The 13,679-nt window shown below is 68.9% G+C and carries 10 protein-coding genes and 2 tRNA genes; 6 read left to right on the forward strand and 6 right to left on the reverse strand.

Going from position 1 to position 13,679, the window contains the following annotated elements; genetic code table 11:
• Nucleotides 1–38: 38 nt before the first annotated feature.
• The 6 genes from BOSE125_RS04045 to BOSE125_RS04070 all read right to left on the reverse strand — a co-directional run bounded on the left by BOSE125_RS04045 (nucleotide 39) and on the right by BOSE125_RS04070 (nucleotide 5,253).
• Nucleotides 39–1,772 (reverse strand): ABC transporter substrate-binding protein, encoded by a 1,734-nt coding sequence (locus tag BOSE125_RS04045; protein WP_159550205.1) that lies wholly within the window; start codon nucleotides 1,770–1,772, stop codon nucleotides 39–41.
• A 45-nt stretch (nucleotides 1,773–1,817) separates the two neighbouring features.
• Nucleotides 1,818–1,902: transfer RNA gene (locus tag BOSE125_RS04050), tRNA-Leu, on the reverse strand.
• Between the two features lie 141 nt (nucleotides 1,903–2,043).
• Nucleotides 2,044–2,520: a thioredoxin-dependent thiol peroxidase gene (bcp, locus tag BOSE125_RS04055; protein WP_159550208.1), complete on the reverse strand. Its 477-nt coding sequence runs from the start codon at nucleotides 2,518–2,520 to the stop codon at nucleotides 2,044–2,046.
• A 115-nt stretch (nucleotides 2,521–2,635) separates the two neighbouring features.
• On the reverse strand, nucleotides 2,636–4,240 hold the full coding sequence (locus BOSE125_RS18105; RefSeq protein WP_201301132.1) for a peptidoglycan DD-metalloendopeptidase family protein: 1,605 nt from the start codon (nucleotides 4,238–4,240) through the stop codon (nucleotides 2,636–2,638).
• Between the two features lie 306 nt (nucleotides 4,241–4,546).
• Nucleotides 4,547–4,619 (reverse strand) — tRNA-Lys (locus BOSE125_RS04065).
• A gap of 97 nt (nucleotides 4,620–4,716) precedes the next feature.
• Nucleotides 4,717–5,253, reverse strand: a complete 537-nt coding sequence (locus BOSE125_RS04070) for a hypothetical protein (protein WP_159550211.1) — start codon at nucleotides 5,251–5,253, stop codon at nucleotides 4,717–4,719.
• Nucleotides 5,254–5,352: 99 nt separating this feature from the next.
• Here BOSE125_RS04070 and ilvD point away from each other — a divergent pair, with 99 nt between their 5' ends.
• The 6 genes from ilvD (at nucleotide 5,353) to BOSE125_RS04100 (ending at nucleotide 13,674) form a co-directional block, all read left to right on the forward strand.
• The gene (gene ilvD, locus BOSE125_RS04075) at nucleotides 5,353–7,110 is read left to right on the forward strand and encodes a dihydroxy-acid dehydratase (protein WP_256375969.1); all 1,758 of its coding nucleotides are present in this window, start codon (nucleotides 5,353–5,355) and stop codon (nucleotides 7,108–7,110) included.
• Nucleotides 7,111–7,471: 361 nt separating this feature from the next.
• Complete coding sequence (locus BOSE125_RS04080; protein WP_159550214.1) at nucleotides 7,472–9,343, forward strand: acetolactate synthase large subunit; 1,872 nt, start codon at nucleotides 7,472–7,474, stop codon at nucleotides 9,341–9,343.
• A gap of 2 nt (nucleotides 9,344–9,345) precedes the next feature.
• The gene (ilvN, locus tag BOSE125_RS04085; RefSeq protein WP_159550217.1) at nucleotides 9,346–9,858 is read left to right on the forward strand and encodes an acetolactate synthase small subunit; all 513 of its coding nucleotides are present in this window, start codon (nucleotides 9,346–9,348) and stop codon (nucleotides 9,856–9,858) included.
• Nucleotides 9,859–9,914: 56 nt separating this feature from the next.
• Complete coding sequence (ilvC, locus tag BOSE125_RS04090; protein WP_115930965.1) at nucleotides 9,915–10,946, forward strand: ketol-acid reductoisomerase; 1,032 nt, start codon at nucleotides 9,915–9,917, stop codon at nucleotides 10,944–10,946.
• A 229-nt stretch (nucleotides 10,947–11,175) separates the two neighbouring features.
• A complete protein-coding gene (gene serA / locus BOSE125_RS04095) occupies nucleotides 11,176–12,774 on the forward strand; it encodes a phosphoglycerate dehydrogenase (protein WP_159550220.1) in 1,599 nt (532 codons plus the stop codon).
• A gap of 54 nt (nucleotides 12,775–12,828) precedes the next feature.
• Nucleotides 12,829–13,674: a hypothetical protein gene (locus tag BOSE125_RS04100; RefSeq protein ID WP_159550223.1), complete on the forward strand. Its 846-nt coding sequence runs from the start codon at nucleotides 12,829–12,831 to the stop codon at nucleotides 13,672–13,674.
• Nucleotides 13,675–13,679: the final 5 nt, after the last annotated feature.

Here is a 13,679-nt window from a genome sequence, read left to right on the forward strand (position 1 = left end):
ACGGATGGGTGACAGATAGGGGTCTGCCCTTGACTTTACTACCGGCGCGGACTGGTCTGATCCACGGGAACGATCCGGTCGAAACGCTCGTCCAATACCGGTGAGGTCGGGTAGGAGACCAGCGTGTGTCCCGAGGCGACCGCGGAGATCGGATACACCAGGGGCAGGGCGGGCAGGTCCAATGCCAGAGATTCCGCACCGCGCCGATACAGGGCAGTGCGGGTCTCGGCATCCCTACTGGACACGGCCTCGGCCAGGGTCTCGACCACGAACGGGTTCGAGTAGCCGAATTCGGTGGAGTGACTGCCGAAGAGTGGCTCGAGGAAATGGTGCGGATCGCGGTACTCACCGGTTCGGCCGGACAGGTGGAAGGCCCGGCCAGTGTCTGAGGTCAGCCGGTCAAGATAGCCGTCCTCCCACCGGACAGGCACCGGTTCCAGGACGAGTCCGACGTTCGCCAGGTCCTCGGCGATACGGGCGTACACGGGTTCCGGGGAGGGCAGGTAGGGCCGTGACGTCTCCACGGGGTACAGGAATTCCAGCGGCTCACCGCGGTACCCGGCCAATTCCAGCAGCTCCCGGGCCTTCTCGGCGTCATAGCCGTACGTCGTCAGCTGCGGATGGGCCACCCCCAGGGACGGAGGGACGAACTCGTCGGCCCGTGAGGACCCCGCCAGGAAGTACTCCTCAGCCAGGGCCCTCCGGTCAAGGGCGTGCGCCACGGCCTGACGGACATACAGCTGGCCCAGGATCGGATGCTGGGTGTTCATCCCCAGGTACAGGACGGAGAAGGGATCCCGTTGGAGTACCTGCGCACCTCCCTGCACCAGCGGGCGCAGGGTGGACGGGGAGACGTAATCGAAGGCATCGAGGCGGCCGCGGCGCAACTCCCGGAGCCGTTGCTGGACGCCGGTGATCATCGACAGGGTCACCGGTCCGACGGCGGATGGCCGGCCACGGTAGTCCGGGTCGGCTTCCAGCACCAGCAGGTGCTCCCCGGTGGGCTCGTCGGCACCGTCGGCCTTGCCGGTACCGCCTGCCGATACCTCGCCCCAGCGGAACGGGCCCGTCCCTGCCGGTCGGGCGTCCGGGAGCTCGCCGGGTTCTGTGTCCGCCAGGGCGCGGTCGAACTCGACCCAGGAGCCGGGCGAACTGAGGGCGAACGGCGGGGAGGTGAGTGCTGCGGCGAGGAAGACGATCGGTTCGGACAGGACGAGGGACACCGTCCGCTCACCGACGGTCTGGCACTCGACGTAGCGGCACTGCTCGTCTCCGGCATAACCCCCGAAGACGGAGGCGAAGGCCAGTCGGGGCAACCGGTCGAGTCGGTCCTGTCCCAGGAGTCCGGGCAACCGGGCCCACCGCTCGAAGTTGGCCGCGACGACCTCGGCGGTCAACGCGGTGCCGTCATGGAATTCGACATCCGGGGTGAGGGAGAAGGTGTAGCGCCGGCCGTCGTCGGAGACCGTCCAGTCACTGGCCAGGTGGGGGATCGGGGCCCCCGTGTTGTGGTCCACCCCGAGGAGCGTCTCCAGGACCTGGCGCGTGCTGCGATGGGACTCTGCGTCCACGGTGAGGGACGGGTCCAGCGACTGGGGCCGGGCGGGAACGCCGATGGTCACGGGAACCGTGGCTGGAGCGGGGGACGCCGAAGGCGGCGGACTGGAGCCCTCCGGATCGGATTCGCTGCGGATCTGGGCCGCGCACCCGGTCATCGGCAAGACGAACGCTGCCGCCAGGGACGTGATGACGGTGCGGCGCGAGATCTCCACGCGTCCGGGCCTCCCTGAAACTGAGGTGAAAGGGTCTGGTACTTCTGGTGCGGGCGGGGGGACTTGAACCCCCACGTCCGAAGACACTGGAACCTAAATCCAGCGCGTCTGCCAATTCCGCCACGCCCGCAGGTCCCCGCTGACGGGAACAACGGCCCATCATACCCGCTGGGGCGGAAGCCGATCCGTCGTGGGCCCGAGGCACCGTGGTCAGGAAAGGACGGTGGCGCTGAGGCCTTCCTGAGGAGTCCCGGGGCGGCCCTGAGACGACTCAGGCGAGGTGGAGATCCCGGCGGAGCTTGGCCACGTGTCCCGTCGCCCGGACGTTGTACTGAGCCAGCTCCACGGTGCCGTCGGCACCCACCACCACGGTGGAGCGGATGAGACCCTCGTAGATCCTGCCGTAGTTCTTCTTCTCTCCCCAGGCGCCGTAGGCCGCTGCCACGGCGTGGTCCTCGTCCGAGAGCAGGGGGAAGGCCAGCGACTCGGCCTCGGCGAACTTCGTCAGCTTGGCCGGCCCGTCAGGGGAGATTCCCACCACTGCGAAGCCTTCGGCCATGAATGCCGCGAGGTTGTCACGGAAGTCGCAGGCCTGGGTGGTGCAGCCGGGCGTGGCAGCCGCCGGGTAGAAGTACAGGATGACCCGCTGGCCCGAGTAGTCCGCGAGGGAGACGGTGTTGCCCTCCTGATCGGTCAAGCTGAAGGCGGGGGCCGTGTCGCCCGGGGCGAGTCGCTGTTGATCAGTCATGCGCACCACTGTAGGGCTTCCCCGGCGTGCGACGTTGACGAGGCGAGCAGGCGGTACACCGTCGATACAAGGCTCTCGCCGCGCTCTCATCGCGCTCTCACCGCGTCGTCGGCGCTCAGGAGGACGCGGGCGCCGGCGTGGCCGCCGTGAGGAAGTCCTCATCCGAGCATGCGGGGAGGGACTCCAGCCAGGCGGTGCTGGGGTCCACCTCGGCCAGGCGGCGTGCATCCACGTGCTCGGGCTCGCCGGCTTCGCTCAACACGGCGATGACCTCCGTCAGCACGGTCTCGGCGGTGATGTCCAAGCCGCCGTTGACGTCGTCCGGGTCCAGGTCCACACACCAGCGGGCTGCCTCAACCTCGTCCAGCGCCTTCGGAGCCGCCGGCTCCGGCACCGGGTCGGCCGGCGGGGAGGTGGGTGAGGTGGTGGGTGCAGGAGTGGACGGCGAGGTGGACGGCGCAGCCGGTGACTCCGTTGGCTGCCCCGGGGTGGGTGTCGGGGCAGGCGGCGTCGACGTGGGTGTCGGCGTTGGGGTGGGTGTCGGGGTGGGCGTGGGCACTGGCGTGGACGTGGGGGCGGGTGCAGGAGCCGGAGTGGTGGTGGCAGTGGGAGTGGGCGCCGGCGTGGTGGGTTCGGCTGTGGCACTCGGCTGCGGGACCGTCGGCTTGCTTGGCTTGCTTGGCTTGCTTGGCTTGCTTGGCTTGCTCGGCTGCGTCGGCTTCGGCTGGGGCGTGTCAGACGGGCGTGCGGGCCTTTTCATCGGCGGGGCATCAGGCCGGGGAGCCCCGGAACCGCCCGTGGCGTCCTCCTGGTTGCTGTGCTCCCCGTTCTCCTGGTGCCGACCGGCCTTCACCTGGGGTGCGGGGGCGCGGCCAGCGGTGTCGGACTCTTTCGGGCCGGACGCGATGCTGGTCGGAGGGGCCGTCGTCGGATTGCCGTGGGAGGCGTTGCGGATGCGTTTCAGATCCTCCGGGGTCAGAGCGGCCGGCTGGCCCGCCACAGCGGGCAGCACGAGGGAGGGATCCAGATACCGGCCGTCCAGGGTAATGCCGAAGTGGACGTGGCACCCGGTGGAGTTGCCCGTCGTCCCGGCCAGGGCGATCACGTCACCCCGGGTCACCCGGTCGCCGGCGGAGACCAGGAGCACCGAGTTGTGGTGATAGGCGGTGGCCAGGCCGTCACCGTGGTCGAGGTCGATCCGCAGTCCGGAGGTCCCCCGGTCCGCGGCGAAGCGCACGGTGCCATCGGCGGAGGCCCGGACCGGAGTGCCACAGGCCACCGGGTAGTCCTGACCGATGTGGAACTGCATGGCTGGACCGACGTCGGTCGGGTTGACGCGCCAGCCGAAGGCGGAGCTGAGGGAGATGGGCCCGGACACGGGATGGTCCATCACCACCTTGATACCGGGGATCGCGCCTCGATGGGCAGAGGCCGGCACGTGGCCCGAGGCGGCGTCAGCGGACCCGGTCCGTTCCTGCAGCGTCTGCTGCTGTGAAGCCGATAGGACGACGAAGGAGCCGGGGTAGGCGCTCTGGGCGGTGGCAAAGGAGCCGGTTACCGCCGGAGCGAGGTCCCCGGGGGAGCCGCCGTCGGAAGGGTCGGTCGTGGCGGGCGCGAGCGAACCGGGCAGGAGGAAGGTGGATCCTCGTTGCGTCTCCTGGCCGTGGGTGGAATCCGTCGCGGAGGAGGGAACCTCTGTTCCCAGTGACGGAAGAGCCATCGACGTGCCCACTCCTCCGGAGACTGCCAGCAGAACCAGTGCCGTCGTTGCAGCACCGGCAGGTGCCCATCCATGCTTCACGATCCGGTTTACCTCGATCTTCCCTCATCGCAGCGACTGTCGATAGCCGATAGCGTCGCACGCTTTGGACACGGGAGGTAGACCTGAAGGTGAACGGAGAGTGCGTCGGGCGTGTCGATTCTCACAACGATGCCGGTGGCTCCTTCGTGGGAGCACGTCTACCGGTGGCGGAGAGGCCGGATTGCAGAAGGGCCCCGGTCCTGTGACCGGGGCCCTTCTGGTGGGTGCACCCCCCGGGACTCGAACCCGGAACCCATTGATTAAGAGTCAATTGCTCTGCCAGTTGAGCTAGAGGTGCCTGTTGTTCTGGACCTATAAACCGTCCGTGCAACGAGGAAAAACTTTAGCAGAGAACCGTGGTGGAGGCGAAATCGGCCCAGGCGTGGTCTTCGCCACTACGGGCGGGGATCTCCGGACGCGGCCGGCTCAGGGGCGTCGCCGGTCTCACCGGTCTCGGCGTAGTAGGACTCCAGAGTGTCCATGAAGTGGGACATGAACTGGTGGAAGTCCTCGGCGTCCTCGTCCTGCTCCAGAACCAGGGTGCCGTCGTCGTCTTTCTGCTCCGGGCACGGCCTGAGGGCGGTGAGGTGGGCCCGCAGGTTCTCCGTCAGCGGCACCCGGGGTGCCCCCGAGACCTCGAACCAGGTCCGGAAACCGGTCACGGTCTCGACCTGGTAGCCGGTACCCGTGTCCGCCAGGGTGGCCACATTGCCCAGGGCGACCGTCGCGATGGACGTGTCGGCCGGCACCTCGGGCAAAACGTCCAGGTCAACGGGGCACAGCAGTAGCTCGAGAGGCTGCCGGCGATAGCCGATCGTCCAGGGATTGCCGGCGCCGGAGGGCTGCGCATAGACGAGATTGAAGTCGCCGTGGTTGAACACGCGGGTGTCGAAGACCCCGCGGAGCAGGTGCTTCAGGTCTTCGCCGTCCATGGGGACAGTCTACGGATCGGGAGGCTGGCATGCGTGCGGGGTGCCGTGTGCGGTGTCACGTGGGGGCCGACGGTGGCGGGCGGTCCTAGGATGTTGCCCATGACCACCCCCACCGCAGACACCACCCTTCCCGGCGGTTCGGAGGGCGGAGGCAACTCCGGTGCCTCCACCCCGGACATCAAGCCACGCTCCCGCGCGGTCACCGACGGAATGGAGCGCGCCCCCGCACGCGGCATGCTCCGTGCGGTCGGCATGGGCGACGATGACTTCGCCAAGCCCCAGATCGGCATCGCCAGCTCCTGGAACGAGATCACCCCGTGCAACCTCTCGCTGGATCGCCTGGCACAGGCATCCAAGGAGGGCGTCCACGCCGGTGGCGGCTACCCGCTCGAGTTCGGCACCATCTCCGTGTCCGACGGCATCTCCATGGGCCATGACGGCATGCACTACTCGCTCGTGTCCCGCGAGGTCATCGCCGACTCCGTGGAGACCGTGATGCAGGCCGAGCGGCTGGACGGCTCCGTACTGCTGGCCGGCTGTGACAAGTCCCTGCCGGGCATGCTGATGGCCGCCGCCCGTCTGGACGTCTCCAGCGTGTTCATCTATGCCGGGTCCACCATGCCGGGGTACGCCACCCTGGAGGACGGCACGGAGAAGCAGGTCACCCTGATCGATGCCTTCGAAGCTGTGGGTGCGTGCGCCCGGGGATTGATGAGCGAGAAGGACCTGGACACCATCGAACGGGCCATCTGCCCGGGCGAGGGTGCCTGTGGCGGCATGTACACGGCCAACACCATGGCCTGCATCGGCGAGGCGCTGGGCATGTCCCTGCCCGGTTCCGCCGCCCCGCCCTCGGCCGACCGCCGCCGCGACGTCTTCTCCCGCCAGTCCGGCGAGGCCGTGGTGAACCTGCTGCGCCTGGGCATCACCTCGCGGGACATCATGACCATGAAGGCCTTCGAGAACGCCATCGCCGTGACCATGGCCTTCGGTGGCTCCTCCAACGCGGTGCTGCACCTGCTGGCGATCGCCCGCGAGGCCGGCGTCGACCTCACCCTCGACGACTTCAACCGCATCGGTGACAAGGTCCCGCACCTGGGCGACCTCAAGCCCTTCGGCCAGTACGTCATGACGGACGTGGACAAGGTGGGCGGCGTTCCCGTGGTCATGAAGGCCCTGCTGGATGCCGGGCTCATCCATGGCGACGCGCTGACCGTCACCGGCAAGACCGTGGCCGAGAACCTGGCGGACATCACGCCCCCGGACCTGGACGGCAAGGTCCTGCGCGCGCTGGACAACCCGCTGCACCACAACGGCGGCCTCGCCGTCCTCAAGGGATCCCTGGCCCCCGAGGGCGCCGTGGTGAAGTCCGCTGGCTTTGACGCCGATGTCTTCGAGGGCACCGCCCGCGTCTTCGAGCGGGAACGCCAGGCCATGGACGCCCTCGAGGCGAACGAACTCCAGGCGGGCGACGTCGTCGTCATCCGCTATGAGGGCCCCAAGGGCGGTCCGGGCATGCGCGAGATGCTGGCCATCACCGGAGCCATCAAGGGGGCCGGCCTGGGCAAGGACGTCCTGCTGCTCACCGATGGCCGCTTCTCGGGCGGCACCACCGGCCTGTGCATCGGCCACGTGGCCCCGGAGGCGTCCGACGCCGGCCCGATCGCCTTCGTGCGCGACGGCGACCGGATCCGCGTGGACATCGCCGCCCGCACGCTGGACCTCCTGGTCCCGGAGGACGAGCTGGAGGCTCGCAAGGACGGCTGGGAGCCGATCCCGCCGAAGTTCACCACCGGGGTGCTCGGCAAGTACGCCAAGCTCGTGCACTCCGCCGCCGAGGGCGCCTACCTCGGTTGATTGTCCACGGACCGGACACCCGTCTCACGATGTGAGACGGGTGTCCGGTAGATTGACACCGTAAGCACCCACTCGGGGATACTGGTCGCATGTCCAACACACGACTAGTCGTCGTTATCCAGCGCCTGGCCTGAACCACGGTTCGGTACGGCGGGTTCGCCCGCTGCCAGGCGCGAAACCCCGAGTAGGCCAACCGGCCGCCGTCGGGGTTTTTTTGTTGGGGAAGCGGAACGAGGCCGGCCACCACATCGGCTTCACTGGTTTCTCCGCCATCAGGCGGACGACCCGGGGGACACCCGGGCCGGGCACCCAAGGGGCTTTGAGTAGCCATCGGACTAGCAGTGACGAAGAAGGCACAGCAATGAGCAACGGACCTCGCATCACCCCGTCGGTGATGCCATCCCATACGGCCCGTGACAGGCGGGACAGGAACGAGTCGCCGGCCGACAGTCTGGTCCCCGGCCTCAACCGGGTCGTCGAGCCGGTGCAGATGACCGGATCACAGGCGATCGTGCGGGCGCTGGAGGAACTGGGCGTGACGGACGTCTTCGGGCTTCCGGGCGGAGCCATCCTGCCGACCTATGACCCGTTGATGGACTCCACCACCATCCGCCATATCCTGGTGCGCCATGAGCAGGGCGCGGGCCACGCCGCACAGGGCTACTACCTGGCGTCGGGTCGGCCCGGCGTGGCGATCGCCACCTCGGGTCCCGGTGCCACCAACCTCGTGACGGCCATCGCGGATGCCCACATGGACTCCCAGGCCTGCGTGTTCATCACGGGCCAGGTCGCCTCGACGGCTATCGGCTCCGATGCGTTCCAGGAGGCGGACATCGTCGGCATCACCATGCCGATCACCAAGCACTCCCGGCTGATCACGAAGGCCGCCGACATCCCCCAGGCCATGGCCGAGGCCTTCCACATCGCCACCACCGGCCGCCCCGGTCCTGTCCTCGTGGACGTGGCCAAGGACGCCCAGCAGGCGATGATGGAGTTCTCCTGGCCCCCGAAGATCGACCTGCCGGGCTACCGGCCGGTGGTCCGTGGCCACTCCAAGCAGGTGCGGGAGGCTGCCCGGCTCATCCAGCGGGCCGAGCGTCCGGTCCTGTACGTGGGCGGCGGCGTCTCCCGCGGCCATGCCAGCGTCGAGCTGGCCGAGCTGGCCGAACTGACCGGCGCGCCCGTGGTCACCACCCTGACGGCGCGTGGCGTCTTCCCGGACTCCCATGAGCAGCACCTGGGCATGCCGGGCATGCACGGCTCCGTGGCCGCCGTCTCCGCCCTGCAGATGTCCGACCTGCTGATCACGCTCGGGGCCCGCTTCGACGACCGCGTCACGGGCCAGCTGGACTCCTTCGCGCCGAAGGCCAAGATCATCCACGCTGACATCGACCCGGCAGAGATCTCCAAGAACCGGACTGCGGACGTGCCGATCGTGGGCTCGGTCAAGGAGATCATCCCCGAGCTCGCCGATGCCGTGCGGGACACGCATGCCGAGGCCGGGAAGCCGGACCTGGCCGAGTGGTGGACCGTGCTGAATCGGCTCCGCGAGACCTACCCGATGGGCTACACGCCCACCGAGGATGGCCTGATGAGTCCGCAGAAGGTCATCGAGCGCCTCTCCGAGCACTCCGGGTCCGAGGCCGTGTACGTGGCCGGGGTGGGCCAGCACCAGATGTGGGCCAGCCAGTTCGTGAAGTACGAGCGACCCCACCAGTGGCTGAACTCCGCCGGGCTCGGGACCATGGGCTTCGCGGTCCCCGCCGCCATGGGCGCCCAGGTCGGCAATCCGGACCGAGTGGTCTGGGCCATCGACGGGGACGGATGCTTCCAGATGACCAACCAGGAGCTGGCCACCTGCCTGATCAACAAGATCCCGATCAAGGTGGCCATCATCAACAACTCCTCGTTGGGCATGGTCCGCCAGTGGCAGACCCTGTTCTACGAGTCCCGCTACTCGAACACGGACCTGAACACCGGGCACGACACCATCCGGGTGCCCGACTTCGTGAAGCTCGCGGAGGCCTACGGATGCGTCGGCCTGCGGTGCGAGAGCGAGGAGGACCTGGACGCCACGATCGAACAGGCCCTGGCGATCAACGACCGCCCCGTGGTCGTCGACTTCGTGGTCTCCCGTGACTCCATGGTGTGGCCGATGGTTCCGGCCGGTGTGGGCAACAGCGAGATCCAGGTCGCCAAGGACATGACCCCTGACTGGGACGAGGAGGACTGACCATGGCAAGGCATACGCTGTCCGTATTGGTGGAGGATCTGCCGGGCGTGCTGACGCGCGTCACCAGCCTCTTCGCCCGCCGCGCGTTCAACATCCACTCCCTCGCCGTGGGCACCTCGGAGCTGGAGGGGCTGTCCCGCATCACCGTGGTGGTGGACGCCGAGGGCGACCTGCTGGAACAGGTGACCAAGCAGCTGAACAAGCTCGTCAACGTCATCAAGGTCGTCGAACTCGCGTCCGGAGCATCCGTCCAGCGCGACCACCTGCTGGTCAAGGTCCGCTCCGACGCCGCGTCCCGGTCCCAGGTGGTCCAGGCCGTCGAGCTCTTCCGCGCCTCCGTGGTGGACGTCTCCACGGACTCGGTGACCATCGAGGCGACCGGCGCGGCCGACAAGCTGTCCGCACTGCTCGAGGTCCTGGAGCCCTTCGGAATCCGTGAGCTCGTGCGCTCCGGCACCATCGCCGTCGGGCGCGGGGGCAAGTCGATGACCGACCGTGCCCTCCCCAAGAGCTGACCCCAGAACCAACCCCAACCATCACCTTCAACAGATCCACAACGAGGAGATTTCCTGTGACGACCACCAAGTACTACGAAGACGACGCCGACCTGTCGATCATCCAGGGCCGCACCGTCGCCGTCATCGGCTACGGCTCCCAGGGCCACGCGCACTCCCTGAGCCTGCGCGATTCCGGTGTCGACGTCCGCATCGGCCTGGCCGAGGGCTCGAAGTCCCGTGCCAAGGCCGAGGCCGAGGGCCTGCGCGTCGTCTCCGTGGCCGAGGCCGCTGCTGAAGCGGACCTCATCATGATCCTCACCCCGGACCAGGTCCAGGGCGCGGTCTACAACGAGCACATCGCCCCGAACCTGCAGGACGGCGACGCCCTGTTCTTCGCCCACGGCTTCAACATCCGCTTCGGCTACATCCAGCCCCCGGCCGGCGTGGACGTCGCCCTGGTCGCCCCGAAGGGCCCGGGCCACGTGGTCCGCCGCGAGTTCGAGGCCGGCCGCGGTGTGCCGGCGCTGGTCGCCGTGGAGCAGGACGCCACCGGCAACGCCAAGAACCTGGCCCTGGCCTACGCCAAGGGCATCGGTGGCACCCGCGCCGGCGTCATCGAGACCACTTTCACCGAGGAGACCGAGTCCGACCTCTTCGGCGAGCAGGCCGTGCTCTGCGGCGGCGCCTCCCAGCTGGTCCAGTACGGGTTCGAGACCCTGACCGAGGCCGGCTACCAGCCGGAGATCGCCTACTTCGAGGTCCTGCACGAGCTCAAGCTCATCGTGGACCTCATGGTCGAGGGCGGCATCGCCAAGCAGCGCTGGTCCGTCTCGGACACCGCCGAGTACGGCGACTACGTCTCCGGCCCGCGCGTGATCGACCCGTCCGTCAAGGAGAACATGAAGGCCGTGCTGGCCGACATCCAGGACGGCACCTTCGCGAAGCGCTTCATGGACGACCAGGCCGCCGGTGGCCCCGAGTTCAAGAAGCTGCGCGCCGCCGGCGAGGCCCACCCGATCGAGAAGACCGGCCGCGAGCTGCGCCAGATGTTCTCCTGGCTGAAGGACTCGGACGACGACTACACCGAGGGCACCGCGGCCCGCTGATCGAGCGGACACCATTGATCGCTTTCAGTCGACTTCGCGTGGGTCACCGAGCCCAGAACCCACGCGAAGTCGACTGAAGGCGTTGGCGAGGGGCCGTCGTCGTCCCTCAGGCCGGTCACCGGTCCGCTCTGCGGTCCGCCGCCGACCGTCCCTGCCTACCCCTAGAATCAATACGGCCGACCCGAGCCAGCGCGGTCGGCATCCCTGACTACCCGAAGGTGATTGACCCGTGTCTGAGACCAAGCCCGTTGTCCTCATTGCTGAAGAACTCTCCCCGGCCACGGTGGACGCGCTCGGTCCGGACTTCGAGATCAGGACCACGGACGGTTCGGACCGGGCTCAGCTGCTGGCGGCCCTGCCGGAGGCCAGCGCGGTGCTGGTCCGCTCGGCCACGAAGATGGACGCCGAGGCCATCGCGGCCGCGCCGAACCTGAAGGTCATCGCCCGGGCCGGCGTCGGGCTGGACAACGTGGACACGAAGTCTGCCACCCAGGCCGGCGTCATGGTCGTCAACGCCCCGACCTCCAACATCCTCTCGGCCGCGGAACTGACCTGCGGCCACATCCTCGGGGTGGCCCGCAACATCGCCCCGGCCAACCGTGCGCTCAAGGGCGGGGAGTGGAAGCGCTCCAAGTACTCGGGAGTCGAGCTCTACGAGAAGAAGCTCGGCATCATCGGCCTGGGCCGCATCGGATCGCTCGTGGCCGAGCGCATGCGCTCCTTCGGCATGGAGATCCTGGCCTACGACCCGTACGTCACCTCCGCCCGCGCCCAGCAGATCGGTGCCCGCCTGCTGTCCCTCGACGAGCTGCTGGCCGAGTCTGACTTCATCACCATCCACATGCCGCGAACCCCGGAGACCCTCGGCATGATCTCGGACGAGCAGTTCCGGATCATGAAGGACACCGCCTTCGTGGTGAACGTCGCCCGTGGCGGCCTGATCGACGAGGACGCCCTGCACCGCGCCCTCGAGGCCGACATCATCGGGGGCGCGGCCATCGACGTCTTCTCCTCCGAACCCGCCGTGGATCTGCCGTTCTTCGCCCATGACAACGCCGTGGTCACCCCGCACCTGGGCGCCTCCACCGAGGAGGCCCAGGAGAAGGCCGGCGTGTCCGTGGCCAAGTCCGTGCGCCTGGCGCTGGCCGGCGAGCTCGTCCCGGACGCCGTCAACGTGGCCGGCGGCGTCATCCACGAGGACGTCCGTCCCGGCATCCCGCTGGCCGAGAAGCTCGGCCGCATCCTCACGGCCCTGTCCACGGGGGACTCGCTCACCGTGGTGGAACTCGAGGTCGCCGGTGAGATCGCGGACAAGGACGTGAAGTCCCTGCAGCTGGCCGCCCTCAAGGGCGTGTTCACGGATGTGGTCTCGGACCAGGTCTCCTACGTCAACGCCCCGGTCCTGGCCGAGCAGCGCGGCGTCGAGTCCCGGCTGACCACCACCGCCGAGTCCCCGGCCTACCGGAACACCGTCACCGTCAAGGGCGCCACCTCCAACGGCACCCAGCTCTCCGTGGCCGGCACCCTGACGGGGCCGAAGCAGGTGCAGAAGGTCGTCGGCATCGACGGCTACGAGCTCGAGGTTCCCATGGCCGAGCACCTGCTCGTGTTCCGCTACACCGATCGTCCGGGCGTCATCGGCACCATCGGCCAGGTCCTGGGCGACGCCGGCGTGAACATCGCCGGGATGGACGTGTCCCGCCAGGAGGAGGGCGGGGAGGCCCTGGCCCTGCTGACCCTGGACGCCACGCTGCCGGCCGGCGTCGCGGAGGAGCTCGGCAACGCCATCGGCGCCTCGAAGGTGGCCGGCATCGACCTGGCGGACTGACCCTCCCCGCGTGTCCCTCATCACGTTCTCATCCCCGGTTGCTTGACTTCTGCCATGCAGAAGACGCAGACCCCAAAGGCACCAAAGGCACCAGAGGTGGCCGAGGACCACAGGGAGCCCGAGGCCCACGCCGACCCGCGCGGCGGAAGCACGCGTCCGTGGTGGCAGTCCACCCTGTGGTTCCTGCTCGCCGCCGGGCTGGCGTTGGTCATCCTCTCCGCGGTGGTGCCCCTGGTCCTGGGAGCCGGCCCCGTGGACCGCACCTCCCCGGTGCGGGTGTTCTTCGACGTGGCCGGGGAGCGCAACCTGCCGACCTGGTGGAACACGGGCCTGCTGTTGATGGCCGGCGCCCTCAGCGTCGCCGTCGGACTGCTGCGCCGCCCCACGCGCCTGGACGGTCGCGGTGGGTGGGCCGCCTGGGGCGGATTGGGCGCCCTGCTGGCCCTGATGTCCCTCGACGAGTTCGCCGGCATCCACGAACGGCTGGACGGGCTGTGGCGGCGGCTCGTGGGGGACAACCCGCTGCCGGCCTTCGAGTGGCTGATGCTGGGCGTGCCGGTCGCCGGCGCCGTCGTCGTCTTCCTGTGGCTGTGCGCCCGCGTGCTGCCGGCCCCGTCCATGGCGCTGTATGTACTGGGCATCGTGGTGTTCTTCCTCGGAGCGCTCGGTGCGGAGGCCGTGGTGGTGGCGGCCGGGGTGCCGCTGGACTCATGGGCCTACGTGGCGAGCTATCACGTGGAGGAGCTGCTGGAGTTCACCGGCTCCGCCCTCCTGGTGGTGGCCCCGCTGGCAGCCGTCCGGCTGGCGTCCGGCGGGGAGGCCAACGGGCTGGAACTGACGTGGCACGCCGGCCGCCGGCGGGGCAGCGAACCGGCCCGGCCGTCGTCGGCGATGCGATAGATTCG

It is taken from the genome of Citricoccus sp. K5 (assembly GCF_902506195.1).
Lineage (GTDB): Bacteria > Actinomycetota > Actinomycetes > Actinomycetales > Micrococcaceae > Citricoccus.

Excerpts from the sequence above, each read along its gene's own strand:
- bcp (WP_159550208.1), bottom strand. The coding sequence starts at position 2,520 with ATGACTGATCAACAGCGACTCGCCCCGGGCGACACGGCCCCCGCCTTC.
- BOSE125_RS18105 (WP_201301132.1), bottom strand. The coding sequence starts at position 4,240 with ATGGCTCTTCCGTCACTGGGAACAGAGGTTCCCTCCTCCGCGACGGAT.
- BOSE125_RS04070 (WP_159550211.1), bottom strand. The coding sequence starts at position 5,253 with ATGGACGGCGAAGACCTGAAGCACCTGCTCCGCGGGGTCTTCGACACC.
- ilvD (WP_256375969.1), top strand. The coding sequence starts at position 5,353 with ATGACCACCCCCACCGCAGACACCACCCTTCCCGGCGGTTCGGAGGGC.
- BOSE125_RS04080 (WP_159550214.1), top strand. The coding sequence starts at position 7,472 with ATGAGCAACGGACCTCGCATCACCCCGTCGGTGATGCCATCCCATACG.
- ilvN (WP_159550217.1), top strand. The coding sequence starts at position 9,346 with ATGGCAAGGCATACGCTGTCCGTATTGGTGGAGGATCTGCCGGGCGTG.
- BOSE125_RS04100 (WP_159550223.1), top strand. The coding sequence starts at position 12,829 with ATGCAGAAGACGCAGACCCCAAAGGCACCAAAGGCACCAGAGGTGGCC.